The sequence below is a fragment of the Shewanella sp. ENK2 genome, assembly GCF_043568515.1.
GTDB classification, from domain to species: domain Bacteria; phylum Pseudomonadota; class Gammaproteobacteria; order Enterobacterales; family Shewanellaceae; genus Shewanella; species Shewanella japonica.
Window position 1 is genome coordinate 2,131,613 of the sequence record NZ_CP171406.1, and the last position, 26,496, is coordinate 2,158,108.

Here is a 26,496-nt window from a genome sequence, read left to right on the forward strand (position 1 = left end):
TAATGTGATTATTTTTACAAAAAAAGGCGCTATTTGCGCCTTTTTTAATGTGTTATTACTAGGTGTTAACTAAGTTTAGTTGATTGTTTTTGGAAGCTTTTTTCCGTAAATCAACAAGTAAATAGCAGGTATAACAAACAAGGATAATAACGGCGCAGTGACCATGCCACCGACCATAGGGGCGGCAATTTTTTGCATCACCTCATTACCTGTACCACTGCCCCACATGATTGGTAGTAAGCCGAAGAAAATGGTCGCAACCGTCATCGCTTTCGGACGAATTCGCATCACCGCTCCATGAATTAATGCTTCGGTTAAGTCGCTGCGTTGTTGGTATTGGCCTTGGCTTTTTCTATCTTTAATACTGTTATTTAAATAGACTTGCATGACGACCCCAAATTCAGCAGCCACGCCAGCCAGCGCAATCATGCCGACAGAGACTGCAACCGAGAAATTGAAGTCCAGTAAGTACAATAGCCAAGCACTTCCTACTAATGAAAATGGCAAACTCAGCATAATCACTGAAGCTTGAGTGAATGAACCAAACGTCATCATTAGCAGCATAAATATCACCGCAATCATTAAAGGAATGACTAACTCCATTTTGGCTTCGACTCGCTGCATATACTCATATTGCCCAGCGAAGGTATAGCTATACCGTGCTGGTAATTGGATCTGCTCATCTAATGCTGCTCGAGCTGTCTCGATATACTCACCGATAGATATATTGTCTAAATCGACAAATACCCAACTGATTATCCTGCCGTTTTCGCTGGCCAACATGGGAGCCCCATCGCTAATCGTAATGCTGGCTAAATTGCCTAATGGCAAATATTTCCCTGTTTTTGTCAGGACAGGCAATGCAGTAAGTTTTTCTATGCTGTCACGCAACTCTCTTGGGTATCGAATATTAATGGGATAACGCTCTTGCCCTTGAATCGATTGTCCGACTTGCATACCGCCAATGGCCATTTGTACTACATCTTGTATGTCTTTTAATGTCATACCATATCGAGCAGCGTTTTTAAGATTTGGCTCAATATCAATATAACGTCCGCCGCTGGTTCGTTGGGCAAAAGCTGACTTAGTGCCAGGTAGTGAACTGACGACAGCTTCAATCTCAGTACCAATACGTTGTAACTCATCAATATTGGCGCCTGAAATCTTGATACCAACGGGGGTACGAACCCCCGTGGAGAGCATATCAATACGGGTTTTAATGGGTTGCACCCATGCGTTGGTCATACCGGGGATTCTGACCGTTTGCTGTAACTCTGCAATGATCCCTTCAAGTGTCATACCTTCACGCCATGTATCACGAGGCGCTAACATGATTGTGGTTTCTAACATGGTTAACGGTGCGGGATCTGTTGCTGTCATGGCGCGTCCGACTTTACCAAACACCCGCTTAACTTCAGGTACAGTCTTAATTAATCGGTCTGTTTGCTGCAAAATTTCAGCGGCTTTACCAGCGCTAACGCCTGGTAAGGTTGTTGGCATATAAAGCAAGTCGCCTTCTTCGAGTTCAGGCATGAACTCACTGCCCATTTTCGTCATAGGATAAACCGCACTACCTAGGGCGATTATCGCTAATAAAATGGTGAACTTGGGAAAGCGTAATACCAATCTGAGTAAGGGCTCATACATCGCAATGAGCAAGCGGCTGAGTGGGTTCTTTTTCTCGTCAGGGATCTTGCCTCGAACAAAATATCCCATCAATACAGGGATAAGGGTGATAGCCAGCAAAGCACTGGCTGCCATCGCAAATGTTTTAGTGAATGCTAACGGATGAAATAAACGTCCTTCTTGAGCTTCAAGTGCAAACACTGGAATAAAGCTTAAGGTGATAATCAACAGACTAAAGAAAAGCGCCGGACCGACTTCAATAGAGGCTTTGCGTACCAGCTCCCAATGGGCTTCTCCTGTGGGCGCTTGGCCTTGATGTTGCTGTCGGTAATGTTCAAGATGTTTGTGGGTATTTTCCACCATGACAATGGCTGCATCAACTACCGCTCCAATGGCAATGGCAATGCCGCCTAAACTCATGATATTGGCATTAACACCAATCAAGTTCATCGCAATAAAGCTGATTAAAATTGAGATAGGCAGTGAAATAATCGCTACCAATGTTGAGCGGGCATGAAGTAAGAAAATCAGACAAATGACGCCAACAACCAACATTTCTTCTAAGACTTTGTTTTTAAGGTTATCCACTGAATTAAGGATGAGCTGTGAACGGTCATAAGTGATGACTAACTCCACCCCATCGGGTAAGCCGTTTTCGATTTCTGTCAGCTTTTGCTTAACATTGTTGATAGTGGATAAAGCGTTTTCGCCGTAGCGCATGACAACAATGCCACCGACCACTTCACCTTCACCGTCTAATTCTGCGATACCGCGTCTTGCGCTTGGGCCTGTGCGCAGTTGGGCGACATCTTTCATCAATACAGGAATACCTGAATCAGAAACAATGCCTAATGGAATTTCGTTAAAGTCAGCCAAGGTTTGGCGATAACCGGTAGAGGTAATCATGTATTCGGCTTCAGCCATTTCGATGACTGATCCGCCGGTAGAACTGTTGGAGTTATCGAGCGCATTTTTAACCGTCATCAAATCAATTTGATATAAGGCCAGCTTATGCGGATCGACAATGATTTGATAAGACTGCTCCATACCGCCAATCGTTGCGACTTCTGAAACGCCAGCCACACTTTGTAATTCAAGCTTTAAAAACCAGTCCTGCAGTGAACGAAGTTGGGCTAAATCATGCTGGCCTTTGCGGTCAACTAACGCGTACTGAAATACCCAACCAACCCCAGAGGCATCAGGCCCTAATGTTGGGGTGACATTATCAGGTAGCTGGGTTTGGGTTTGCGAAAGGTATTCCAATACCCTTGAACGAGCCCAATAAATATCGGTGCCATCTTCGAAGATGATGTAGACATACGAATCGCCAAACATGGAAAAACCACGCACCGTTTTTGCGCCAGGTACAGCAAGCATGGCGGTTGATAACGGATAGGTAATTTGATCTTCCACAAGCTGTGGTGCTTGCCCAGGATACGATGTTTTAACAATCACTTGTACGTCAGACAAGTCAGGCAAAGCATCCAGCGGTGTTGTTCGCATCGCTTGATAACCAACTAATGCAACAACAAGGGTCAGCAGTAACACCATTGCTCGCTGCTTAATCGAAGTACTGATTATTTTTGCTAACATGACAGTCTCCGATTAATGATGCGCATGCGCATCTGATGTGTCAGTGGTGTTGTCTGCATTACTGCCACTTAGACGTTGTAAACTGCCTTGAATGCTGGCTTCGGAGTCTAACAAGAATTGACCAGAAACAATGACTTTTTCACCTTCATCTAAACCATCAATAATCTCGGCTCTACCTTGAGCAATCATGCCAACTTTTACGGGAACTGAGGCAAAGCTGTTATTGTCACGCTGCACAACAACGCGATTTTCTCGTCCAGTAAGAATGAGCGCTTCAGTTGGAATGGAAAGCACATTACGTTTTGGCCCACCAAACAATTTTACATCGACCAGAGTGCCGGGTTTTAATTGCTTACCTGGGTTATCCAGCTTGATGCGCACACGCATTGCTTTTGAGACGGGATCGAGCTCTGGGTATATGTAGTCAATGGTCGATTCTAAATCGAAAATCCCTTGAGCCGCAGAAGACACTTCAACGGGGCGATCAATCTCAAGCCAGCTTTGCTCGTTTTCAAATACATCAGCAATCACCCAAACACTTTTTAAATCAACGATTTCAAATAATGTTGTGCCAGGTTCAACAAACATGCCGTGCCTTACCGACAGTTTGCTGACAAACCCATCTTGGTCAGCGTAGTAAGGTACGCGGTAAATGGTTTCACCTGTGCGTTCAAGTTGTTTGATGGTGCTATCACTCACTCCTAATAGCTCTAGACGCATGCGCGCTTTGCGCAGTAAGCTTGCGCCGCGTGCTTTATCTTGTTTAAGGTAATCAATGGCTTGCATGTAATCATCTTGTGCTGTAATCAACTCTGGCGAATAGAGTTCATAAAGCAGTTGACCTTTTTTCACTTTCTGGCCGACATTGTGGACCATTAACGTTTCCAGCCAGCCATCAACACGAGTATGGGCGTGACCAATTCGGTTTTCATTGTATTCAACGGTTCCGATTGTACGTACTAATTTCCATAAGGTTCCGCTTGTAACTTGTTCACTGCGCATACCTAAAGCTTGTTGCATACCGCCTGATACGCCGACAAGTATCTCACTAGAACTTGCATCGCCCATGGTGACTTTTTCTAAATCCATACCACAAATAGGACAGCTGCCAGGTTCATCTGAAACCACGTGAGGGTGCATAGGGCAAACGTATTTAATATGACTCGTTTGTGCTTGCTTGTTAGCAGGTGTTAGCGTGGGTTTAGGTTGGCTTAGGATATTGTCCGCTTGGGTTTGAGTAGAAGTGTCGACGACAGTGGACGCCATTGCATGGGCATGTCCGGCATGTTCATCTGCGGAAAATTCCTCCTCTTCTTTCACTAAAAACATATTGCACTGAGGGCAACGGCCTTTTTCGTGGCTGGTTTCTTCTGGATGCATTGGGCAAACATAAGTAGAGGTATTTTTAGTCTCTTCTTGAGCGATGTCTTTGGCAGCATGGGAGCCGGATACTTGTTCTGTCGACTGGTGAACTAAAAACATGTTGCACTGAGGGCAACGGCCTTTTTCATGGCTGGTTTCTTCTGGGTGCATTGGGCAAACATAACTCTGCTCAGTCGCTTGATGTATTTGACTATGCTGTTGTGCCTGAGATGGCATAGAAACAAGCGAGAACCCAACAGAAATCGCAATCAATATACAGTTTATGTGTTTCATAAAAACCTCAAATGGCGCTTATATTCGTCGCTGTGACGCACAAATTCGCCTAAATATCTTGTCAGTAAAGCATTGAAATTGGCTGTGGCTATAACAGCTGACTTTCAGTATGAACAAGCGGTATTACTCTGTGATGTATCTCAGTGTATACCTACCGTTGTGCTCATGCCTTCTGTACCTATGCTTTGGCACAAGTAAAGCGGCTGATATAGCAAAGGTTGTTATACGATGGGAGGTTTGAATGCCGGTAAAGTTTGATGAAAAAAGAAATGCGGCAGAGCTGTGGCTTCTGCTTTGATATTAATGGGTGTCGCTAAGGTGATATCCAGGCTTTGCAAGTGACCGGTCATTGAGATTGTTAAGCAATGTCCACAGTCGATGCTGCATCCAGACACTGAATCACAACAGGCATTTGATGCCATTTTCACCATTTCAGGCATGGTGTCACAACATGAATGATCTTCTTCATCTGCTGAAGATGCCATTGCACTGTCCATGTGGTGCTTAACATTTGTATTAGAAGCGAGTTCGTAAGCGTCATGTGTCATGCTCGGCATAACCATCGCATAGCCATTAGTCACCAAACCTTGTCCGAGTAAAGCGAACAAAGCGAGGAAAGTCATGATGTGATGCGATAATGAAAGCTTCATGGTTCTCCAATCGGTGCCAACAAACAAATAAGTGATGAACATTTGAGGCAAGCAATGATACAAGTGCCAAATATAGCTTGTTAACAACTTGCCAGCAATCAAAGTGTCATAAAAAGCCTAACTTCTCATCTAGACCCATTAAAACCAAGATAGTTCAATGCGTTAATATGGCATGCTTGATATGAGGAGTATTGTATCAAGTTAAAGAATCTTTGCGAATATGCTCAGCTTGTATTAGGTTTAAGTAAGTTGTATTGAGTCACTATTTATGTGGTTATTTAGATCTGGCTCTCATTTTGAGCATAATTTGGCAACTTATTAATTAAAACATGTCCTTAAATCATTTTTTTAAGGTTAAAACAACCTAGAATATAATTATTATTTTTAGAATTTAAAAATTATATTTTAGAGTTCAAAAATTATAAATTAAATATTCTATATTGGAGATGAGTGATGAACTGGCGTGCACTTTTTAAACCTAGCGCAAAATATTCAATTATTGCACTGATTATTGTCGGTGTGGTTATGGGTGTAGTGGGCTACTTCGCTACTCAACAAACTTTACATGCAACCAGTACAGATGAATTCTGTATGACTTGTCATAGTAACCATTCACTGAAAGATGAAGTCCTTGCTTCAGCTCACGGCGGCGGTAGTGCTGGTGTGACAGTTCAGTGTCAAGATTGTCACCTTCCACACGGTCCAGTTGATTACTTGATCAAGAAAATCATTGTATCGAAAGATCTATATGGTTTTGTGACTATCAAAGACTTCAACACGCAAGCTTGGTTAGATGAAAACCGTAAAGAACAAGCTGACTTAGCACTTGAGTACTTCCGCGCAACGGACTCAGCTAACTGTCAACATTGTCATACTCGCATCTACGAAGACCAGCCTGAAACAATGAAGAAAATGGCTAAAAGAATGCATGAACGCAACGCCAAGCAAGAAGGCGATAAGAGAAAGACTTGTGTAGATTGTCATAAAGGTGTTGCTCACCCTTACCCTAAAAAGTAAGTAGACCTATACAAGGGTAGTTCATTGGGAGTGATGACCTGAGAGGCTACCGATTAAAAAAACCTCGCAATAGCGAGGTTTTTTTATGGCTTAAATTTGGAATCACCTCTTAAAAATAGAAGAAACGAATAAACAGAAAAGGAAATCATAAGCCGGCCGTTATTACGAATTTAACAATATGACCAGTTAAAAAACGATACCAATTACCATCGCCGACACTCAAAGTTTGTATCCTCATATTAAATGAGCTGGGTAGCAGAGTTTATTGCGAGCGATAATGTAGGTAATGACTAGGTAGGTAATGACAAGGTAGGCAATTAAAAAAGCCCCACATTTGTGAGGCTTATGTCAAAGCAGAAATATGATTATTTTTCTGCTGGTGGTAGGTCTAACACTTTTTGGCGGTAGACTAATAACCCAAAGACACCGAAAAAATATACCTTAATATAATCAATGAGTTTAAGTTTAAGTAAGCTGCTAAACATCGTATGAAATATCAGTAGCTGGAAGAAATGCATCATCACTGTAATCAGCAACAAGATATTTAAAATAATACTGACTTGCCCTTCAAAAGGAATAAACAAGTTATAAAACATCACTAACCAAGTGAGTAGGGTAAAGCTTTTACCTGCAGTAATAAAAAACTTCATTATTGACCCTTAATCGATTTGATATTGGAATAAACGGTAGATCACTTGACCTGCCTTTTTCTGTTTTAGCTCCACCCAAGTATTGGGTAGCTCAAGGACATCAAGTTCAGATTCCGTCTCGACATAAATCTGTGCATTCTCGTTGAGCCATTGCTTTTCATCCAGTAAAGCAATGGTCTTGTTCGCTAAGTTTTTTCGAAACGGTGGGTCGACAAACACGATATCAAAGCCTTGTTTATCCATTGGTCCTTTTTCAAGTATAGCCAAGCTGTCGCCGTTAATGACGTCAGCATTGTCGCACTGTAAGGTTTGCAAATTTTGAGTTAGCTGTTTGGCTGCGCTGGTTTGTAATTCAAAAATGCGTGCATAACTGGCGTAACGAGAAAGCGATTCAAGACTTAATGCTCCGCTGCCTGCAAAGCAATCTAATACTCGTGCACCACGAACATCACTTGAAAGCCAGTTAAACAGGGTTTCTCGAACTCTGTCAGTGGTTGGACGTAAACCTTCAAGGTTATGAATAGGGAGCTTACGTGAACGCCATTGCCCTGAAATGATTCTGACTTGGCCGCTTGCCGAGTTATTTTTGGACATTTTGCCCTCGTGATTTTGCCTGAACAAAGAAAGTGGTAGACTATGCAACCAATTAGAATACTCGATATTTTATACCAAACTGAAGTGTAAGGGTGAGCAATCCTTTGTACATTATGATGAATGGGCTATCGAGACTATTTTTCCGAATTTTTTAGCTCAATAAGCACTGGTAGTAGACATGGCAAAGAAAGGTTTTTTTTCGTGGTTTCGTAAAGACAAAACCAAAGAACAAGAGAAAGTAACAACCGAGAGCGCACAAGAGCAAATTGATGCCAGTCATGCTGATCAGCAAGCGCAAGATCAGCAAGCGCAAGAACAGGAAGCTGCACGCCTTGCTGAAGAACAGCGTCTGCAACAAGAACATGAGCAAGCAGAGCTTGAGCAAGAACGTCTTGAACAAGAACGTTTAGTAGCGGAACAACTTGCAGCAGAACAAGAGGCTGCTCGTATTGCTGAAGAACAGCGTCAGCAACAAGAACGTGAGCAAGCCGCCCTTGAGCAAGCCAAGCAGAAACAAGCACGTCTAGAAGCCGAACGCGTTGAGCAAGAACGTCTTGAACAAGAACGTTTAGCTGCGGAACAACTTGCAGCAGAACAAGAAGCTGCTCGTGTTGCTGAAGAACAGCGTCAGCAACAAGAACGTGAACAAGCCGCCCTTGAGCAAGCCAAGCAGAAACAAGCACGTCTAGAAGCCGAACGCGTTGAGCAAGAACGTCTTGAACAAGAACGTTTAGCTGCGGAACAACTTGCAGCAGAACAAGAAGCTGCTCGTGTTGCTGAAGAACAGCGTCAGCAACAAGAACGTGAACAAGCCGCCCTTGAGCAAGCCAAGCAGGAACAAGCACGTCTAGAAGCCGAACGCGTTGAGCAAGAACGTCTTCAACAAGAGCGCCTTGAGCAAGAACGTTTAGCTGAGGAGCAACTTGCAGCAGAGCAAGAAGCAGCCGAACAAGAGGCGGCACGTATTGCTGAAGAAGAACGTTTAGCCGAAGAAGCGCAGCAAACTGATGCTGAACTCATTGATGAGCCGCAAGCAAAACCTGCTAAAGAAGGCTTATTTGCACGACTAAAGCGTGGCCTATTACGCACCAGTGAAAACATTGGTAGCGGATTTATGGGTATTTTCCGCGGGAAAAAATTGATGACGAGTTATTTGAAGAACTCGAAGAGCAACTACTGATTGCAGATGTGGGCGTTGAAACCACGACTCGCCTAATCGATAGTTTGACAGAGAGTGCATCACGTAAACAGTTAAAAGATGCTGAAGCTTTATATGAGCTGATGCGTGATGAAATGCAAAAAATTCTCGATCCTGTTGCTATCCCTCTTGTACCTGAAAACAGTGACGGTCCTTATGTTATTTTAATGGTTGGTGTGAATGGTGTTGGTAAGACAACCACCATAGGTAAATTGGCAAAACAGTATCAAAAACAAGGCAAATCTGTCATGTTAGCTGCGGGCGATACTTTCCGTGCAGCAGCTGTTGAGCAATTACAAGTATGGGGTCAGCGTAATGATATTCCGGTTGTTGCGCAACATACTGGTGCAGACAGCGCATCCGTGTTATTTGATGCATTGCAAGCGGCTAAAGCACGAAACGTTGATGTATTAATTGCAGATACCGCAGGACGTTTACAAAACAAAGGTCACTTGATGGAAGAACTGAAAAAAGTTGTTCGTGTCATGAAAAAATTAGACCCTAATGCACCGCATGAAGTGATGTTAACCCTCGATGCAAGTACAGGACAAAATGCCATTAGCCAAGCGCAATTATTCCAAGAAGCGGTTGGTGTAACGGGTATTACCATCAGTAAGTTAGACGGTACAGCAAAAGGCGGGGTTATTTTTGCCATTGCTGATAAGTTTACTATCCCAATCCGTCATATCGGTGTGGGTGAGCAAATTGATGATTTACGTACCTTTAATTCAAACGATTTTATCGAAGCATTATTTAGTCAAGACAAGGCAGAATAGTCATATATGATCCATTTTGAGCAAGTCAGTAAAATTTATCCAGGTGGCCAAAAAGCCTTGTCAGAAGTCAATTTTCGCCTGCATCAAGGTGAAATGGCGTTTTTAACCGGACATTCTGGCGCTGGTAAAAGTACCTTGCTCAAATTGATCACTGTGATCGAACGTGCTAGTGCAGGTAAAGTCTCAATTAATGGCCATGATATTGCTAAGTTAGGCAAAAAACATGTGCCATATCTTCGCCGTAATATCGGTATGATATTTCAAAACCATCACCTATTAATGGATAAAAGCGTATTTGATAACGTGGCTTTGCCTCTTGTTATTGAAGGCTTTTCCCATGGTGAAATTCGTAAGCGAGTTGCTGGTGCTTTAGATATGGTTGGTTTATACGGTAAAGAGCGCCATCTACCGGTCATGTTATCAGGCGGTGAGCAACAACGTGTAGGCATTGCCCGGGCGATTGTTAATAAACCGCCTTTATTACTTGCCGATGAACCAACGGGTAACTTAGATCCTAAGTTATCGATGGATATTTTGCGGTTATTTGAGACCTTTCATGATGCGGGAACAAGTGTGCTTATCGCAACCCATGACTTGGGCTTAATTGCTCGGATGAAATATCGCACCTTAACCCTACGCCAAGGCAAGATGCTAGGTGGTGATGAGATTTACACGACAGATACTCAGGGACAGGCGTAATGACAAATAAGGTGAGCATTACCGCAAGCAAACTACCGTTTACTGGTCGATTAGTGATGTTTTTCGTTCGTCATATTCAACAAGCGATGGCGAGTATTGGTGAGTTGTGGCGAAACCCTATTTCGTCAGTGATGACCATGGCAGTATTAGGGGTCAGTTTAAGCTTACCTGCGGCGCTGCAAGTCTTAGTAAAAAATGCAGAGAATATTACCCAGTCGTGGAATAACGCTGCAGAAATTTCATTATTTATTAATGAAGGCCGAAGTGAGCAGTCCATTCAAAGCCTAATTTCCCGTATAAAAGTTTACGCCGAAGTGGATGTGGTTGATTATATTAACCGAGACCAAGCACTAGAAGAGTTTCAACGTTTATCTGGTTTTGGCGAAGCATTATCTTATTTAGATTCAAACCCGTTACCTGCCGTGGTGGTGGTCACACCTTTAGCGCGCCATTCTAGCCCAGAAGGGGCAAGGCAGTTGCTGGCTAAGCTTGAGCAAGAGCCTGAAGTGAGCTTTGGCCGCTTAGATATTGAATGGCTAGAGCGTTTGCAAGCCATGGTTAGATTAATAGAGCGTACTGTTTTAGCCATAGCGGCCTTATTGGTTTTGGCTGTGGTATTGGTTATTGGTAATACGATTCGCCTGGCTATTATGAATCGCCGCACTGAAATTGAAGTGATGAAACTTGTCGGTGCGACAGAAGCGTTTATCCAGCGTCCCTTCCTTTATACAGGTATTTGGTATGGTGTAATCGGTGGCGTTTTGGCGTGGATTATTATCAATTTACTGGTTTGGTACCTCGATTCTGCACTTGCTGAGCTATTGGGTTTGTATGGTAGTCAGTTGCAGATCCAATCTTTGAGTGTGGCTGAGTTAGTTAAGCTAGTACTGCTAGCTTCGTTCTTGGGGTGGTTGGGTTCATATTTGTCTGTTAGGCAACATCTTCGTGCAATTGAACCGTCTTAATAATTCTGTCGTATTGGCATGCTAGATTAAGACTATCGAAAAAATGAACATTTGTTCACTTGCATTTTCTTATGTTTCAGACGACTATCATTTAGCGCATATTTTATGTGCATTTCGGTGTTGAACCACTGTTGACATATCTTGTCTTATAATAGATAGTTCACCACTTACTTAAAATCTTTTAAGTAAAAAAAGTGTTAAAAACGCAGTAACTAGTAGGAGCTTTAATGGCCTTTCAATCGCAATCTATGTCACTCACTGTCCCTAGAGGAAGTAGCAGCTTAGAAGCATACATGCAATCAGTCACAGGCATCGAGATGCTTGGGGCAGAGGAAGAGCATGAGTTAGCTAAACGTTTGCAAGAAACTGGTGATCTACAAGCTGCGAAGAAATTAATTATGTCTCACTTGCGCTTTGTTGTGCATGTGGCGAAAGGTTATTCTGGTTATGGTTTGCCGCAAGCTGACCTTATCCAAGAAGGCAACATTGGTTTGATGAAAGCAGTAAAACGCTTTGATCCTGATGTTGGTGTGCGTTTGGTGTCTTTTGCTGTGCATTGGATTAAAGCGGAAATTCATGAGTACGTACTTAAAAACTGGCGTATCGTGAAAGTTGCAACCACTAAAGCGCAACGTAAATTGTTCTTCAATATTCGTAAAACTAAAAAGCGCTTAGGCTGGTTTAGTGATGAAGAAGTTGGCATGGTTGCAGAGAATCTTGGTGTGTCTAAAAAAGACGTTACCGAAATGGAGTCGCGAATGGCGGCGCAAGATCCTGCATTTGACTTAACCAACGACAATGACGACGACAGCAGCGCTGATTTTGCTCCTGTTCATTACCTAGAAGATCACTCTTCTGATGTGGCATTAGAAGTTGAAAATGAAAACTGGGAATCAGATTCACAAGCTCGTTTATTCTCAGCGATTAAAACCCTTGATGAGCGAAGCCAGCATATTCTTCGTTCTCGCTGGTTAGATGACGATAAAACCACATTGCAAGAACTTGCAGCCACTTATCAAGTATCGGCTGAACGTATCAGACAGCTTGAAAAGAATGCAATGAACAAATTGAAATCTTGTATGGAAATCTAAGTTTATTAGTGATGCGACCAAGATGATTAAAACCTGCTCCGGCAGGTTTTTTTATGCCTTGAAAAGACTGAGTATGTCTTTAGTTGTTTACTTCATTCAAGTTGGCTTTAACCGCAGCAATGATCGCTTTTCGAGGAACTTTAAGGCTCGTAGTGATGACATTTTCAGGCCATGAATAATACTGGCGAGGACGTTTAAAGCGTGCCACTTTCGCCAGGACATGTTGCTGTAACGATTCGATAATCTTTGCTGTAAGGGGCGAGTGTTTATCTGTTAACTGGATAATGGCAGCGGGTAATAAGCTAAACTGCGGGTCAGCTTGAGCAAATACCACTGCATCATTAACTAGAGGGTGCGACTTTAGCGCAGCTTCAATCTCCTCAGGGTGAATATTTTCGCCGCCACAGATAAACATATTATCAGTGCGTCCAAGCAAGTATAAATTGCCTTTTTCGTCCTGCTTTGCTCGGTCTTGAGTATTGAACCAACCTTGTGAATCCAGTGGCAATGTTAGTGATGCTTGGGTGATTGCTGCGTGTGAAGACTCATTTTTATCTGAGTCAGCCAAATAACCCAAGAATAGGCAGTCGCCTTTAACCCAAATGGTGTTATCGACGATGTTAAGTTGGCGATGCAATAATACTTGGCCGAGATGCCCCTGTGGATTGATAGCTGCCGTGGTGATTTGCGAACTCATCTCAGACATACCGTAACTGCAATAAGCATTAACTTGTTTGTCAGCAAGCGCTGAGACTAAATGAGGTTCTATAGCGCCACCACCTAATAATAAGGCTTTGACACTATCTAATGCGTGGGGATGTTGTGCAAGTAGCTTACTTAATTGCGCCGCAACCAGCGAAACGTGAGTCACCTTGCTTGCAATGATCTGTTGCCACAAAGCTTGGCTATCATTTAACACCACTGCTGCACCAGCAAGAGCGCATCGATTAATGATGGCTAAGCCACCAATATGAAATAACGGCAAGGATAATAACCAGCTATCACCCTGCGCTAACGCGATGTTGTTAGCAGAACCTACTGCACTAGCAATGTGGTTTTCCAAGCAATGTACAACGGCTTTTGGCGCACCGCTAGAGCCTGAGGTCAAAATGATATTTAACGGTTGCTGGGGATTTATTTTAGGTATCGCGCCACCTAAAGCAGTGTTAGATAGCGAGATGGTAAGTTGTTGCTTGTTTACGACGCGATTATTGTCCGTTTTGTGATTGTGCTTAATGCTTGATTCATCCATAAATGAAGGTTCAAGCCATATCGCATCAATGTTAAAGCGTTGACATAATTGGTTAATTTGCTGTGCAGGAAAGCGTGGGGAAATGGGTAACAACACGGCACCCAAGTCAACACAAGCCCAATATAAGCAAACCATTTCGAGATTATTTTTGCTGACACAAGCGAGTCGGCTATGTTGTTTAATACCCTGAGTTTGCAACGTCTTAACTAGGTGGCAAACCATGGCACTGAGTTGCTGATAGGTTAACGAAGCCACTGAACTTGATGCTTGCTTGATGGCGATAGCATTCGGTTGATTAAGGGCTGTTTGATGCAATGGAGAAATCATCTTCATACCTATTTTATACTGCCTACTTTTGCTCAATAGCGACCAGAATTAACCTTGGTAGTGTTGAAGCAGTTGACATACCTCAAGGTTAAGTTGATTGTCTGAGTTCATTAATGGCTGAGTAAAACTGGCAAGTGTGTCAAGCCCAGGAATTTCGTCTGGTGTTAACACTGCAGCAAGTTTCGCCAGATCTCCAATCCCAAGATTGGCCTCTAAACTTGAACTTAAAATACACCGCACGCCATGGCTAGTAGCAAGGTTAATCAGCTGAACTAATTTATCAATATTACCGAGTACCATAGGTTTGATTATCAAGGCTGCTAGTCCTTCAAGCATTTCAAACTGGTAATGACCATCATTTAAGGTTTCATCAAGTGCAAAGGGGATATGTAGGCTTTGGTATACAAGTTGGCTTTGCTCGGGCGTTTTACAAGGCTCTTCGATGTACTCTATAGCTTGTTTCGGTAGGCAAGCTAAGAACTCAATAGCTTGTTCAACGTTAAAACCTTGATTGGCATCAAGGCGTAATTTCAGTTTTGGATTAATAGCTAAAATTTGATGAATAAATGCAATTTCTTGCTCGATACTTGCCTGAGCGACTTTAACTTTAATGGAATAAGTCCCTATGGGTAACGCATTAACTTGCTGCGTTAAGGTCTCAATACTGGTGTCGTCTTTATAATAAAATAGGCCAACTTTACGTTCATCAACATGGGCATATTGAAATTGTGATGACGATTTAAACCCGAGCAAACTTAACCCTAAACCTATAGATGCAAAGGGCGCTTGATTGGCAAGTTCATTCAGTGCCTTGATAGGTTGCCCTATCAGAGAAGGTAACTGTTGTTCAAGGTATTCAGTGACCTGTGATAATGATTCAGGACTAAACCCAGTTAGCGGTTCACCTTGAATATCAACACCTGACAAAGGGGCTATTTCAACAAACTCTGGGGCGCAGTTATCAAATGTGGCACTGATGATTAGCCCTAAACGTTGATTAATTCGCTGACTGGCGACGGGCAGAGCCGGTTCAAGGTCAATTTTATATTGATGTATGCTCAGTTCTCGGATGCTTGCTTGCGCCACATTGTCAGTCGTTTCGCCAATTTGAGTAGAGCATGAATGGCTTAAAGGTTGTGGGGCATCAAAGTGCATAAAGCAAATATCCTATAAAGCGATGGCCACCTCGGTTAAGGTGGCTAAATTTCATTTACCGTTAAAGGTTAGCTAAGGATATAAAAGTTGTACTATCCTTGCGGCAAACATCTGTGGTTGGGCTTTATGGGTATTGTGGCCAGAATTCGGAATACTGATCACCGACATATCGATTTTTTCTTGCCACTTAAGCGCCAGCTTAGAAAACTTGCTGTCTTGCTCACCCACCAACATGTATCTTGGGCAGTGTAATTGTTTCAACACTTTTTGGCCATTACCTTGTAAACCCAATGAAGTGCTTCTAAAGCAATGGAGTAGCGCTTGCGGATCATTTTTACTGCGTATACTAATCAGTTGCTCACGCGCGCTGTCTTGTAGATCTGCAAATACAGGCTGCTGATACCATTGGGCTAAAAAGTCAGTTATCTGCATATTATCGAGTTTATCTGCCCATTTTTGGTCATGCTTCAAACGAGCTTGTTTATCTCGAGTGGAACATAAGCCTAAATGGGCGGATTCTAGCATTAAACTTAACAATGCTTGTGGGTGGAACTTCGCAATGTGCAAAGCAACACGCCCACCAAGAGAGTAACCCAGTAAATGAAACTGCGGGTAACCTAGCTTGATCACTTTATCGACAATGGTTTGAGCTAATACTTCAAAACCAGGAGAAGGTAATATTTGATCGTTTTCCCCATGGCCTGGTAAATCGATACAGATACAATGAAAGTACTGGCTTAAAATGGGCAAGCTGGCTTGCCAATCTTCTTTTGAACCTAAAAAACCATGTAATAAAACCAGTGCAGGTAATGCTGTGTCACCGTAACGTTTAATGGTTGGCATTAGTGTTGTTTCACCCATTGTGCAATGAGCTTTATTTGATCGCTTGCCTGATTGGGGCCAACATTGACTTCAATTACAGAAGTCCCTGCATAAGCCATTGCATCAGTATAAGCCTCATTAAAGCTAGATAAACAATCTACTTGGTTATAAGGCAAGCCAAACATGGCAGCGGCATAACCAAACTCCAGCCCGTGACTTAAACGGTAGAATTCATCTCTGACCGCTTCATTTGGCACAGGTAATAAATTAAAAATATTGCCGCCATCATTGTTGAGCACCACGATCACAAATGGGTTTGTGATTTGTTTGCAGATAGCCAGCGAATTAAGGTCATGTAAACTGGATATATCACCAATTAACAAAGTACTAGGTTGTTGCGTGGCAAGGGCCATACCGCAGGATGTTGCAATTAATCCATCAATACCAGATGCACCACGATTGGTATAAATATGCGGTGTTTCACAGGTTATAGGAGAAAACATGTCGTATAAGCGCACCGGTAAACTATTTCCAATAAACCACTGGTGGTTTGAGGTCTGCGCTTTAGCAAGTTGACGTACAACTTGCGGCTCACCAAAACTACTTTGATCTATGTGCTGTGTGAACAGCGCCTCTAGTTGCTGGTTCATTTCAATTAAAGGTAAAGCCCAATTTGCTGAAGATGAACGGGGCCAAGGCGCGTTACATATGGCTGTAACACTGGCTTGCCAAATACGTTTAGATTGGTGGTTAGGATCGAGTCGTTGCTGATTAGGAAGTACTTGCCAATAACTGTGCCATTGATGTTGTGCAATAAAGCTAATAAGCCTTTTTGAGATAAATCGGCCGCCAAATACCAATAATCTATCTGCTTGCTCTACAAATTTGGTTGCTTTGGGGTGTAGCATCAATTGATCAATATGGCCGATAACACTTGGGTGTTGTCGTAATTGTGACTGCGCATCTGTGACGACTGGCCAGCCTAACTTTTGTGATAATTCAATGATGAGTGATGGATTATCATGAGGCGAAAGCGTACCCACTACAATGATGCCTTTGCCATGGACAAAACGCATCATGGTGTCTTCTGAGGGCAGGTTATTACAGGAAACCTGGCCATAGTCGGTATAAGGGTGGCTGTGATTTGCCCATTCTGAGATCGGTTGAGTATAAGATGCTGATGATGCTATCAGTGCTGGTAAACTCTCCAACTCGCTTGGGTAAAGTGGCTCACGATACATGCAATTAAAATGCACAGGTTGTTGAAGGTTAGCCACGGCTTCGTCAATTGTTGTTAAGAGTGTGTTTGGACTGATAGCGAGATCTGGCGTTGGCAAATTCACTTGCTTGGCATAATCAGCAAAAATAGCAGGTTGGATAATGGCTTGATTGGCACCGCAGCCAATAAGCTCAGGTGGCCTGTCTCCACTTAATACAATTAATGGAACTTGAGTTAACCATGCTTCAACGATGGCAGGGTATAAATTAGCAACAGCTGTGCCTGATGTTGTCACTATTGCAACTGGACTATTGCTGGATTTGGCAAGGCCTAGCGCCATAAAACCAAGTCCTCGCTCATCAAAATGCATGTGGCGCTCAAGTTTATGTTGCGCCGCCGCAGCTAGGGTTAAAGGCGTTGAGCGTGAGCCTGGAGCCATGCAAACGTGTTTTACGCCAAGCCGAGCTAGCTCTTCTAGGATTAACGCACCCCATAGTAAGTTAATGTCAGACGTAGGTTGTGTTTGCATAGTAATAAATACCCAATTAAAAGTGCCTGAAACCTAAGGTTTCAACATGGTTGTTTACGCTAAGTGTTAACCACAAACCTTACAGAATGTGAGTCACTGGCTTAATAAATGTTGGCTATTTTCATCAGTATAACCAATAAATTAATTATAAAATGTGCGTTACGCTTGATTGTTAATCCATTCGCTCATTACAACATGAGTTTTAATTTTGACAATATCGGCTTGTGCATCAATATACTCTCGGATTTCATGTAATCGCTTCATGGATGCCGCATTGACATACACCAATAAATCCATTTCTCCGGTGATTCCTTGGCAAGTGATTACCTCTGGAATAGCGTGGAAGACATGGACAACATCGGCGCAATTTGCCCGTTCATGCTGAATTTCAAAATAAGCGGAAACGCCTTCTTTTTGTGACTCGCTTAATAGCACTTGATAGCCACGAATGATCCCTGATTGCTCGAGCTTTTTAATCCGCTCGGTTACAGCACTACGTGATAAGCTGACTGTCTCAGCAATATGAGAAATACTTTGGCGGGCATTGGCACGTAGTGCATTAATGATGAGTTGGTCGAATTTGTCCATGTGAAGTCTTACTCGCTTTAAAAGGCTGAACCGTTATAAGTGGACCGTCATAATGTCGGTTTTTTGCATTAATTCCGTCAATATGGTGGTTTAATCCATTATCTTGTGGGGTATTTACGGCAGTTTGTTTATCATTTTAATTTTATAATTCTTTCAAACTTCACCATAGAATAAGCCAATGAATCAAATTACAGGAACGATAGGGCGCTGGCAAGGTGCTGGCTTGATGGCCACCACTTTGCTAGGTACAGGGGTATTTATTTTGCCGCAAATGACCATTGCGGTGGCAAATAGTGGTGCATTATTGGCGTGGGCTATATTAACCATCGCCATTTTGCCTGTTGCGGTGGTGTTTGGGTTATTGGCTAGTCGCTTCCCACATGCCGCAGGGCCTGCCTATTTTATTGAGAAAGCTTATGGCACCACAGCAGGGCGCACGATAGGATTAATTTTCTTGTTTGTGATACCTATTGGAGCGCCAGCAGCGATTTTAATGACCTTCCAGTTTATGGATGCACTTGTGTCTATTACTGGCTGGGGGCAATTAGCGGCCGAACTCACCATTGTGGCGGTATTGTTACTGCTTAATTATCGCGGGATTCAAGTTTCTGCCAAGTTGCAATTTGCGTTAACGCTAGCCATTGTCGCTGTTGTGGCAGTGCTATTTGGTGCGAGTGGCGCCAATGTCAGCCAAGTGGAATCTTTTGCAAGTATGGCTTCACCAGAAGCTTCTACAGTGATGTTAGCTATGGGGATCGGTTTTTGGAGCTTTTTGGGCATCGAAGCCATGACACATTTAGCCAATGATTTTAACGATCCTAAAAAGGATATGTTACCGGCTATGATGATAGGCACTGTCCTCGTTGGCGTGATTTACCTTATCTGTACTTTATTGCTGTTGATGGTGCCAAGTGATAAAGAAGGCTTAGCCATGATCCATGCATTCAATGTGTTATTAGGTGATATCACTTGGCAAGGCATGGGTGCACAAGTGATTGGGGTATTAGGTATTGCCAGTGGTTTGGCGACGGTCAATGTGTATTGTGCAAGTGCAGCGAGATTATTGTGGAGTTTCAGTAAAGAAGGGGTGCTGCCAAGTTATTTTAGCCAGCTTAATGGCTATGGCGTGCCATTACGTGCGTTGATCACCATTTTGACCATCATGGCATTGGTCATCACCTTAACCTTTGTGACAGAGCAAAAGCTTGAAGATCTTATTGCATGGAGTAATGGTGTGTTTGTGATTATTTATCTGCTGACCATGCTATCGGCAGTAAAATTGCTTAGCAAACGTTATTTGCCATTGATTATTGGTGGTAGTGTATTTTGTATTGGCGTGGGCATCGCCTTAGCTGAAAATATGCTGTATTCATTTATTCTACTGGTGGTGATAGCGCCGTTTATGTATTGGCAGAAACAGCATCAAGCTCGCAAACAGTTGGCGTAGTATTCCCTAGGTTACCAAAACAAAAAACAGCGCTTAATGCGCTGTTTTTCAATGACTAAATTATGCAAAAACCGAGTTAGCGTTGCTCCATGGCAATATTACGCATTTGAATGACTTCACTATGCTTTAAATACAGCAAATCTGCAGTTCGGCGAATGATTTGATCTTCGTTTCGGCACAATTTGCCATCAGAGTATGCCAGCTTCCACATACACAGTAGCAGCTTTTGCTTTTGCTCAATTGAGCATTGAGCATTAATTTCGGCGGTGAACTCAAATAACGACGTTGCGTTACCTTGAACTAATTTGGCCTCGTCAATTAATGCATTTGCTTCAGCTGAACTGATATTTAAGCTGTGACTAATCATGCTTGGGAGCATGGCGACTTCTTGCTCATCGAGCGTCTCATCTGCATACATGACTTCAAGCAGTAAACTCACTGCGGCTAATTTTAGCTGTTGCGCTTGCTCTTCAGGGGTCACTGCTTGAGCATGGGATTGTAAAAACTGTTTCAGTTTCGCGATCATTTTGCCTCCTACACGCCAGCTAATGAGCGCATTTAATGGGAAATCTATATCGATTAAGCTTAACAGAGACAATAATGCCGAGCGAATTGCTCGGCATTAAATTATGTTAATCCTAAATGCTGATTGGCTTATAGCAATGAATTAACACCTTTCATCAGCAAATCGACTGTACCTTCGCTGCCGTTAGTCTCTAAATATGATTTAGCGATATCGACCATAGGCGCTACGTATTCTTTTTTGATACCGAGTTGTTCAAATGCATCATAAACCATAGCTGCGCCTTCAAATGACTGACCTAAGTCACCCGCCTGGGATAATAACCCTGACATACCAGAATCTGAAGATAGCTCAGGTACTGCTGCGAGTAATGCATCAGCTCCAGGAATACTGTTTGATAGCTGGCTGAAATCAGAACCGCCTAGGTTTGATTGCGCTAGGCTTAAAAGCGTACCTAACCCGCCTTCAGCTTGTTCTTGGCTTAACCCGAGTTGTGACATGACATTACCAACTAAGTCAGTAGATTGAGTAGCCGCTGTGTCTACTTGTTCTACTTTCTTTTCATCGTTTCCAAATACACTGTCTAACCAACTTGCCTGTGCTGGTGAAGTTACGGCAAACATCGCTATTAGAAGACTTACTGCAGGGCTTAATTTCATCATGGCCATCCTGTGGTTTTGTTGAATGATTAAAGGTGAGGTATCGATATTCTGTCACCATTTTAACGTTATTCACAAAAATGTGACAATTGATTTGATTAACTTCTATTAAGCTTCAATATCAATTGTGCAAAAACACTGTTTTTTCGGTATCCTTAGCAGCATATTTGTCTTATTTAGATTATTGGAAATCCCATGTCATTGTCTGCAATTTTGACTGAAGCATATAATTTCTTTCGTAACCATATTGCACAGCTTGCTTCGCTTACTGTGCCACTACTGTTAATTCAAGTAATGATCCAAGTGTGGTTAGGAACAGAACTCGCAGCGCAAGCTGAAGTAGAAATCCCACAGTTTGGCGCTATTCATGGTGCAGCCATGATGGCGTTACTGTTAATTTTTTCATTATTGATTGCCGCGCTAACCTTGTATTTAGAGGTTCGTTCACGAGGTCATGATGTGACCCCTGGTTTAGTGCTTAAAAACAGCTTTACCTTTGTGCCACCATTACTACTCGCAGGGGTATTCTCTGGTTTAGCTATTTTGGCACCTGTTATGTTATTTGCCGTCTTTGGTCCATTTTGGATTATTGGATTAAGTATTAGTTTCTACTTGTTTGCTCGCCTTGCATACGTCAACTTTATGGTTATCGTAGAACGTGTATCACCGCTTGAAGCCATTAAGAGTAGCTTTAAGTTTTCATCACCAATCGTATTGAAAACTATGCTTATTTTAATGTTATATCTGCCACTTTCTATGGTAGGTGGTATCGTGTTGCAGTTAACAGAATTCGGTGGTTTCCCACTACGCATTATTATTGATACCTTGTTCGCATTTTTAGGACTTTTCGTTAACGTTGCCTTATTTAGATTGTATATGGTTAACCGTACGACAGATGATAGTGAATCAGATACCACAGAAATCTAAATGCGAGTAATCATGCTAAGGAGCCAAGCCAGTGTTAAATGATATTGAATTTATTGGCGGCTTCTCGGCTGACATCGTAGACGATTACACCAAAGCCAAAAGCTATGTTAGAGATATTCCAACACAGGCTTTGGTGTTCGTTCGTAGTTTTACCCATCAAGTCACCTCGCTATTAGCCGATAAACATTCCGTTAATTTTAATAGCCCGAACTTATATGACCGCATCGAGCAATTGAATCGAATGCGTTTTATTGATGTACCAACCACACGTGCACTGCACCGATTACGCAGCGACGGTAACCGTGGTGCTCATCCAGAAAAATATCATTTAACGCAAGATCAGCTTGTTTCACTGGCAGAGAAAAGCATCAAGAATATCTTGTCGTTAATTACCTTGCTGTATCCAAAAGTACACCGAAAAAAGCGCCTGAGTATCAGTTTGAAGCCTTTGATTCATATGTGGGGCGTGAGCTGTGCTATCAAGCTGTGATGCACAACGATCCGCAGGCTCAGTACCTGGTGGGTATGTCGCTTAAATCAAAAGCGTTAATGCAACAAGAGCAAGAGCAATCACTTGAGCAAGATACCGAAAATCAAGTTGATTCATCTGGCACATTTAAGCAAGCGGCTAATTGGTTTGAGCTGGCTTCAGACAAGCATCAACAGGCCTTATTTGAGCATGGCGTTGCTTTACTGCATGGCTACAGTGGTGAAAAAAATGCCTTAGCTGGCGAGATAGCTATTGAACGTGCTGCAGAGGCTGGCGTCATAGAAGCGAAAGCTCTATTAGGCTTCTTTTTCTTGGTTGGTAGTGAAAACTTTGCAGTGGATTTAGCGGTAGCGGCGAATTGGTTAGAGCAAGCTGCATTAGCTGAAAACACTGAAGCGATGTCAAACCTAGGCGTTTTGTATTATCAGCAACAACAGCTTGATAAAGCTTTTGAATGGATTAATAAAGCGGCTCAAGCGGGTTATCCTCATGCTCAATATCATCTTGCCTTGATGTTATTTAATGGTGAAGGCTGTGAAGCAAATCCAAATGCCAGTGAACATTGGCTGGCAGAGGCGGCCGAGCAAGGTCAATTAGACGCCATGTTTACCCGAGCCCAGCATATGCTTAATGATGATTCAGGTTTAGGGGCAGATGTATGCTTAGCAGAGCGATATTTGCGAGATGTGATTAACTACGGCCGCAGTGTTCCTGCAATGATAGAGCTAAGTGTCGCGCTTGCTGATGGTGTATTTAAACGCATTGATGTGGTTGAATCGGCGTCATTGCTTAAACTAGCCAAACAATATGCTAATGATGAACAAGCTGAGATTATCGAACCGATTTGGCAATCGCTTCAAATTCAAATTGATAATGTGATCGCGCTTAAACCTAGTGAAGAAGAACTGAAATCTTTGATTCATGCACAAGGGATCTTGGCTTAGTTATGTTTTATTAGCCATATTCTATTTGTCATCAGGTAAAGTGAATTTTCAAAATCTGAGATTTTTTACACTCAACTATCAACTTCTTGAATGAAGTAACAAAAACACCGCCAAATGGCGGTGTTTTTGGTTGAGTCATGACTCATGTGTGACTCAAACAAACATATTAATCAGGTTGATGGTCGAAGGTGCGACCGCTGCGCTGCCTGTTATTGCCTGTTTGCTTAAACATATCTGATTGATAAACCGAGTGTTCACGTTGGATGTTCGGATCACCTCGATAAACCTCATCTGGTGCTTGTTGACCGAAAATTGGCTGCATTTTTGGGGCTAGGTACTTGCGCCCAAGTAGGTTTAACCCGATAAAGCTAACAACGGCAAATACAATTAAAAATGGCAATAAAACAATCGACATCAAGCCGATAGCGATAATCGATAGTAGTGCAAAAATAGGATTCATGGTGCCAACTTTTTGTTTCAGTTGGGCTTGATTTATAAACTGGTTAAAATTCATTAATATTCCTCAATTTACTGGCTAGATACGAATCAAAAGGCGATGGAAACGTCTCTAGAATGGCTTGTTAAACTCGAAGCCTTAGAATTTGTATATTAATAATGCAATGGAACAGCTATTAACGTCACGTTAAACCTGGTTAATGTTTGTTAGCTAAGGTTACGGGTTTGGGACTGCAAGCATTAAGTCATTGGTTTTAATCAGTATCGTTTATTTGAATCTAGGCAAATTATACATCGCTTTGATTCACGGCCTTCGCCACACTTTCACAAATAATATTCCGTAGCCATAAATGTCCAGGTGCTTGACTGTTACGTTCATGCCATAACAACACATAAGCCATTGGCATAAATTCAAATGGCAAGGGGACTTGTACCAAAGGGTAGAGTTTAACCGCGTGGCGGGCAAAACTCGATGGTAAGGTAAAGATTAAATCGCTGTACGCGCAAATACTGGCAGCGCCATAAAAATCGGGCACTGTGGTGCTGATACGACGATGTAAGTTTTGTTCTGCTAGGTGATAATCTAGCGCCCACCAATCATTGCCTTCGCAGCGCACTTGCACATGTGACATTGTGAGGTAGCTTGCCAAATTCCATTGCGGGCTTTGTATTATTGCTAGCATGGGGTGATCTTGGCGAACCAAGCATACTTGCTTATCTTTAAATAGGGTTTGATGCTCGATACCGTCTGGTAGTTGCTCAATTTTTAAATCGGCTTGAGGGTGAGTGTCACGACCTGCAATACCAAAATCAATTTGTCCTAACTGTAAATCTTGCATCGACTTTTCGGTCCAAACATACGAATCGAGTTTGACGTTAGGGGCATCATGTAACAATGTGCCGATAAAATACGGTAGCAAAGTTTCGTAAGCACTTTCGACCATGGAAAATGAAAAATGTTGATTACTGCTTGCAGGCTCAAAAGTTGGTGGCTGAGTGAGCTGATGCAATGTCTGTAATATTTGTGGCAATTGCTCGCCTAATTGAATGGCATGCGCGGTAGGTTTAAGTCCGTGTGCGGTTCGCTGAAATAAAGGATCATCTAAAGTTGAACGTAAGCGATTGAGACTTTTACTCAATGCTGACTGGCTTAAGTGCAAGCGGCTGGCGGCGCGCGTGACGCTTTGTTCTTCGAGCAGGACTTGCAAGATGACCAGTAGATTTAAGTCAATCTTGGCAAGATTATCAATATTCATGTGATATTCCTCGGCTGATATTCCTCTAGGGAAATTTACTTAGGAAATCATACCATTTCTATTCATACCATGAGTAGTCTAAAATGCGCGCCTAAATCAATACCCGAAATTAAGAAAGAGACTAGAACAAATGAGACGTAACCTGCTACCCACCTTGATGTTTATGGTGCTACTAAGCCCATTAGCCATCGATATCTACTTGCCTTCTATGCCAACGATGGCGATAGAGTATGGTGTGAGTGGTAGCCAAGTTCAGTCGACATTAGTGCTGTTTTTGTTTGCGATGGGCTTAGGTCAAATTCTGATTGGTCCTTTAGCAGATCGTTTTGGGCGCCGTCCTATCGCATTATTTGGTATCGTCCTTTATGGCGTTAGCAGTCTTATTGGCGCAATGGCACAAGAGTTTGAAGTGCTACAATTAGCTCGAGTTTTACAAGGGTTAGCAGCTTGTTCAACCTCAATTGTAGTATTCAGTGCGGTACGTGATTGCTATAGCAGCAAAGAAAGCGTCAAAATGTACAGTTATTTGAATGGCGCTATTTGTGTTATTCCTGCTTTGGCACCAACACTAGGTGGCTTACTCGCGCTGCAATTTGGTTGGCGATCTACATTTATTTTTATGGCACTGTACGCCATTATCGTGCTCGCAATTGTCCTCATTAAATTCCCAGAAACTCGTCCAGAAAACACCGATACCAGTGGCCCTTTATATCGTTGGGCACGTTATAAGCCAGTGCTAAGCGATCCGCATTTTATGTTTTATGCGAGTACTTGTATGGTGGCTATGGCTTCTATTGTCACGTATGTATCGTATTCACCTATGTGGCTGATTGGCGAGTTAGGGGTAAGTGAACTTGAGTTTAGTGGCTTATTTGGCTTAAATGCTGCGGTAAATATTGCTGCGTGTTTTGCCGCGCCAGTGTTGGTTAAGCATATTGGCAATCGCCCAGCAGTTATTGCTGCGCTCGCAATGATGTTGTTAGCTGCTGTTATTGAAGTCGTCATGCAGTTAGCTGGACCTGAAACAGGTCTTGCAGCAGGGTTTGCCTTCATGTTGCCAATGATGTTGTTATGCATTGGTTTTGCAGTATTACTTGGCCCTGCAACGTCAATGGCTTTATCAGCTTTCGGTGAAAGAGCGGGTACTGCAGCAGCCATGTTAGGCTGTATTCAAATGAGTGGGGCATCTGTGTTAGCAGGCTTAATTCAGATGACTGACATCAGCGCTCCTTATGCCGTAGCCTTCTTAATGGGTGGTTTATCGTTAGTATTGCTATTAATCATGTCGATAAAAAGTTTAAGCCATTTGCATATGGAGCAAGTACAGCCAGAGCATTAAATTTTTTCGTTATTTTATAGATGTTGCTCAATGCCGCTGATGAATTAT

The 26,496-nt window shown here is 42.6% G+C and carries 21 protein-coding genes and 2 pseudogenes; 9 read left to right on the plus strand and 14 right to left on the minus strand.

Translation table 11 applies throughout. The features are described from left to right. Nucleotides 1–75: 75 nt before the first annotated feature. The 3 genes from ACGEDC_RS09480 to ACGEDC_RS09490 form a co-directional block, all read right to left on the minus strand. Complete coding sequence (locus tag ACGEDC_RS09480; protein ID WP_394497873.1) at nt 76–3,219, minus strand: efflux RND transporter permease subunit; 3,144 nt, start codon at nt 3,217–3,219, stop codon at nt 76–78. 12 nt (nt 3,220–3,231) lie between these two features. Beyond that, nucleotides 3,232–4,875, minus strand: coding sequence for an efflux RND transporter periplasmic adaptor subunit (locus tag ACGEDC_RS09485; protein WP_394497875.1), 1,644 nt, complete (start codon nt 4,873–4,875; stop codon nt 3,232–3,234). A gap of 221 nt (nt 4,876–5,096) precedes the next feature. Then, nucleotides 5,097–5,525: a hypothetical protein gene (locus ACGEDC_RS09490; protein WP_394497877.1), complete on the minus strand. Its 429-nt coding sequence runs from the start codon at nt 5,523–5,525 to the stop codon at nt 5,097–5,099. A gap of 453 nt (nt 5,526–5,978) precedes the next feature. Between ACGEDC_RS09490 and ACGEDC_RS09495 the strand changes: the two genes are divergently transcribed. Then, entirely contained in the window at nt 5,979–6,542 is a 564-nt protein-coding gene (locus ACGEDC_RS09495) for a NapC/NirT family cytochrome c (RefSeq protein ID WP_055025386.1), read from the plus strand. 365 nt (nt 6,543–6,907) lie between these two features. On the opposite strand, the gene ACGEDC_RS09500 is transcribed toward ACGEDC_RS09495, so the two are convergent. Together ACGEDC_RS09500 and rsmD are read right to left on the minus strand one after the other, a co-directional pair. Further along, nucleotides 6,908–7,192, minus strand: a complete 285-nt coding sequence (locus ACGEDC_RS09500; protein ID WP_055025385.1) for a DUF1145 domain-containing protein — start codon at nt 7,190–7,192, stop codon at nt 6,908–6,910. A 9-nt stretch (nt 7,193–7,201) separates the two neighbouring features. Then, nucleotides 7,202–7,786, minus strand: coding sequence for a 16S rRNA (guanine(966)-N(2))-methyltransferase RsmD (rsmD, locus tag ACGEDC_RS09505; protein WP_055025384.1), 585 nt, complete (start codon nt 7,784–7,786; stop codon nt 7,202–7,204). Between the two features lie 178 nt (nt 7,787–7,964). Between rsmD and ftsY the strand changes: the two are divergent. From ftsY to rpoH, 4 genes and pseudogenes are all read left to right on the plus strand, one after another. Continuing rightward, a pseudogene (gene ftsY, locus ACGEDC_RS09510) lies at nt 7,965–9,760 on the plus strand (signal recognition particle-docking protein FtsY). 6 nt (nt 9,761–9,766) lie between these two features. Next, the gene (ftsE, locus tag ACGEDC_RS09515; protein ID WP_055025382.1) at nt 9,767–10,459 is read left to right on the plus strand and encodes a cell division ATP-binding protein FtsE; all 693 of its coding nucleotides are present in this window, start codon (nt 9,767–9,769) and stop codon (nt 10,457–10,459) included. Beyond that, nucleotides 10,459–11,424 (plus strand): permease-like cell division protein FtsX, encoded by a 966-nt coding sequence (ftsX, locus tag ACGEDC_RS09520; RefSeq protein ID WP_055025381.1) that lies wholly within the window; start codon nt 10,459–10,461, stop codon nt 11,422–11,424. Before ftsE ends, ftsX begins: the two co-directional genes overlap by 1 nt. Before the next feature lie 227 nt (nt 11,425–11,651). Beyond that, nucleotides 11,652–12,515: an RNA polymerase sigma factor RpoH gene (gene rpoH, locus ACGEDC_RS09525; protein WP_055025380.1), complete on the plus strand. Its 864-nt coding sequence runs from the start codon at nt 11,652–11,654 to the stop codon at nt 12,513–12,515. A gap of 79 nt (nt 12,516–12,594) precedes the next feature. Here the strand turns inward: rpoH and menE are convergent, their stop codons facing one another. The 5 genes from menE to ACGEDC_RS09550 form a co-directional block, all read right to left on the minus strand. Then, a complete protein-coding gene (gene menE / locus ACGEDC_RS09530) occupies nt 12,595–14,094 on the minus strand; it encodes an o-succinylbenzoate--CoA ligase (protein WP_394497882.1) in 1,500 nt (499 codons plus the stop codon). A gap of 48 nt (nt 14,095–14,142) precedes the next feature. Then, nucleotides 14,143–15,249, minus strand: a complete 1,107-nt coding sequence (menC, locus tag ACGEDC_RS09535; RefSeq protein WP_394497884.1) for an o-succinylbenzoate synthase — start codon at nt 15,247–15,249, stop codon at nt 14,143–14,145. Between the two features lie 72 nt (nt 15,250–15,321). Continuing rightward, nucleotides 15,322–16,092 carry a 2-succinyl-6-hydroxy-2,4-cyclohexadiene-1-carboxylate synthase gene (gene menH, locus ACGEDC_RS09540; protein WP_394497886.1) on the minus strand — a complete coding sequence of 257 codons (771 nt, stop codon included), beginning with the start codon at nt 16,090–16,092 and terminating at the stop codon, nt 15,322–15,324. Then, nucleotides 16,092–17,819: a 2-succinyl-5-enolpyruvyl-6-hydroxy-3-cyclohexene-1-carboxylic-acid synthase gene (gene menD / locus ACGEDC_RS09545; protein ID WP_394497888.1), complete on the minus strand. Its 1,728-nt coding sequence runs from the start codon at nt 17,817–17,819 to the stop codon at nt 16,092–16,094. The genes menH and menD overlap by 1 nt, the downstream gene beginning before the upstream one ends. 159 nt (nt 17,820–17,978) lie before the next feature. Then, the gene (locus ACGEDC_RS09550; RefSeq protein ID WP_055025377.1) at nt 17,979–18,407 is read right to left on the minus strand and encodes an Lrp/AsnC family transcriptional regulator; all 429 of its coding nucleotides are present in this window, start codon (nt 18,405–18,407) and stop codon (nt 17,979–17,981) included. Between the two features lie 178 nt (nt 18,408–18,585). Here ACGEDC_RS09550 and yjeH point away from each other — a divergent pair, with 178 nt between their 5' ends. Then, nucleotides 18,586–19,854 (plus strand): L-methionine/branched-chain amino acid transporter, encoded by a 1,269-nt coding sequence (gene yjeH / locus ACGEDC_RS09555; protein WP_394497891.1) that lies wholly within the window; start codon nt 18,586–18,588, stop codon nt 19,852–19,854. 76 nt (nt 19,855–19,930) lie between these two features. Here the strand turns inward: yjeH and ACGEDC_RS09560 are convergent, their stop codons facing one another. Next, nucleotides 19,931–20,380: a TerB family tellurite resistance protein gene (locus ACGEDC_RS09560; protein WP_055025375.1), complete on the minus strand. Its 450-nt coding sequence runs from the start codon at nt 20,378–20,380 to the stop codon at nt 19,931–19,933. 128 nt (nt 20,381–20,508) lie between these two features. Continuing rightward, nucleotides 20,509–21,036, minus strand: a complete 528-nt coding sequence (locus ACGEDC_RS09565) for a DUF2780 domain-containing protein (protein ID WP_394498295.1) — start codon at nt 21,034–21,036, stop codon at nt 20,509–20,511. A gap of 195 nt (nt 21,037–21,231) precedes the next feature. Between ACGEDC_RS09565 and ACGEDC_RS09570 the strand changes: the two genes are divergently transcribed. Together ACGEDC_RS09570 and ACGEDC_RS09575 are read left to right on the plus strand one after the other, a co-directional pair. Continuing rightward, complete coding sequence (locus ACGEDC_RS09570; protein WP_055025373.1) at nt 21,232–21,963, plus strand: hypothetical protein; 732 nt, start codon at nt 21,232–21,234, stop codon at nt 21,961–21,963. A 31-nt stretch (nt 21,964–21,994) separates the two neighbouring features. After that, nucleotides 21,995–23,397: pseudogene (locus ACGEDC_RS09575) on the plus strand (DUF4145 domain-containing protein). A gap of 166 nt (nt 23,398–23,563) precedes the next feature. On the opposite strand, the gene ACGEDC_RS09580 reads toward ACGEDC_RS09575, so the two are convergent. Both ACGEDC_RS09580 and ACGEDC_RS09585 read right to left on the minus strand, forming a co-directional pair. Continuing rightward, nucleotides 23,564–23,911, minus strand: a complete 348-nt coding sequence (locus ACGEDC_RS09580) for an NfeD family protein (RefSeq protein WP_394497894.1) — start codon at nt 23,909–23,911, stop codon at nt 23,564–23,566. Between the two features lie 229 nt (nt 23,912–24,140). Continuing rightward, nucleotides 24,141–25,109 carry a LysR family transcriptional regulator gene (locus ACGEDC_RS09585; protein WP_065110174.1) on the minus strand — a complete coding sequence of 323 codons (969 nt, stop codon included), beginning with the start codon at nt 25,107–25,109 and terminating at the stop codon, nt 24,141–24,143. A 130-nt stretch (nt 25,110–25,239) separates the two neighbouring features. On the opposite strand from ACGEDC_RS09585, the gene ACGEDC_RS09590 reads away from it, so the two are divergent. Next, a complete protein-coding gene (locus tag ACGEDC_RS09590; protein WP_055025369.1) occupies nt 25,240–26,448 on the plus strand; it encodes a multidrug effflux MFS transporter in 1,209 nt (402 codons plus the stop codon). The last annotated feature ends 48 nt before the right edge of the window (nt 26,449–26,496 follow it).

Excerpts from the sequence above, each read along its gene's own strand:
- rsmD (WP_055025384.1), bottom strand. The coding sequence starts at position 7,786 with ATGTCCAAAAATAACTCGGCAAGCGGCCAAGTCAGAATCATTTCAGGG.
- rpoH (WP_055025380.1), top strand. The coding sequence starts at position 11,652 with ATGGCCTTTCAATCGCAATCTATGTCACTCACTGTCCCTAGAGGAAGT.
- ACGEDC_RS09570 (WP_055025373.1), top strand. The coding sequence starts at position 21,232 with ATGTCATTGTCTGCAATTTTGACTGAAGCATATAATTTCTTTCGTAAC.
- ACGEDC_RS09560 (WP_055025375.1), bottom strand. The coding sequence starts at position 20,380 with ATGATCGCGAAACTGAAACAGTTTTTACAATCCCATGCTCAAGCAGTG.
- menH (WP_394497886.1), bottom strand. The coding sequence starts at position 16,092 with ATGCCAACCATTAAACGTTACGGTGACACAGCATTACCTGCACTGGTT.
- ACGEDC_RS09590 (WP_055025369.1), top strand. The coding sequence starts at position 25,240 with ATGAGACGTAACCTGCTACCCACCTTGATGTTTATGGTGCTACTAAGC.
- ACGEDC_RS09480 (WP_394497873.1), bottom strand. The coding sequence starts at position 3,219 with ATGTTAGCAAAAATAATCAGTACTTCGATTAAGCAGCGAGCAATGGTG.
- ftsE (WP_055025382.1), top strand. The coding sequence starts at position 9,767 with ATGATCCATTTTGAGCAAGTCAGTAAAATTTATCCAGGTGGCCAAAAA.
- yjeH (WP_394497891.1), top strand. The coding sequence starts at position 18,586 with ATGAATCAAATTACAGGAACGATAGGGCGCTGGCAAGGTGCTGGCTTG.
- menC (WP_394497884.1), bottom strand. The coding sequence starts at position 15,249 with ATGCACTTTGATGCCCCACAACCTTTAAGCCATTCATGCTCTACTCAA.
- ACGEDC_RS09585 (WP_065110174.1), bottom strand. The coding sequence starts at position 25,109 with ATGAATATTGATAATCTTGCCAAGATTGACTTAAATCTACTGGTCATC.
- ACGEDC_RS09580 (WP_394497894.1), bottom strand. The coding sequence starts at position 23,911 with ATGAATTTTAACCAGTTTATAAATCAAGCCCAACTGAAACAAAAAGTT.
- menD (WP_394497888.1), bottom strand. The coding sequence starts at position 17,819 with ATGCAAACACAACCTACGTCTGACATTAACTTACTATGGGGTGCGTTA.
- ACGEDC_RS09490 (WP_394497877.1), bottom strand. The coding sequence starts at position 5,525 with ATGAAGCTTTCATTATCGCATCACATCATGACTTTCCTCGCTTTGTTC.
- ACGEDC_RS09500 (WP_055025385.1), bottom strand. The coding sequence starts at position 7,192 with ATGAAGTTTTTTATTACTGCAGGTAAAAGCTTTACCCTACTCACTTGG.
- menE (WP_394497882.1), bottom strand. The coding sequence starts at position 14,094 with ATGATTTCTCCATTGCATCAAACAGCCCTTAATCAACCGAATGCTATC.
- ACGEDC_RS09550 (WP_055025377.1), bottom strand. The coding sequence starts at position 18,407 with ATGGACAAATTCGACCAACTCATCATTAATGCACTACGTGCCAATGCC.
- ftsX (WP_055025381.1), top strand. The coding sequence starts at position 10,459 with ATGACAAATAAGGTGAGCATTACCGCAAGCAAACTACCGTTTACTGGT.
- ACGEDC_RS09565 (WP_394498295.1), bottom strand. The coding sequence starts at position 21,036 with ATGAAATTAAGCCCTGCAGTAAGTCTTCTAATAGCGATGTTTGCCGTA.
- ACGEDC_RS09485 (WP_394497875.1), bottom strand. The coding sequence starts at position 4,875 with ATGAAACACATAAACTGTATATTGATTGCGATTTCTGTTGGGTTCTCG.
- ACGEDC_RS09495 (WP_055025386.1), top strand. The coding sequence starts at position 5,979 with ATGAACTGGCGTGCACTTTTTAAACCTAGCGCAAAATATTCAATTATT.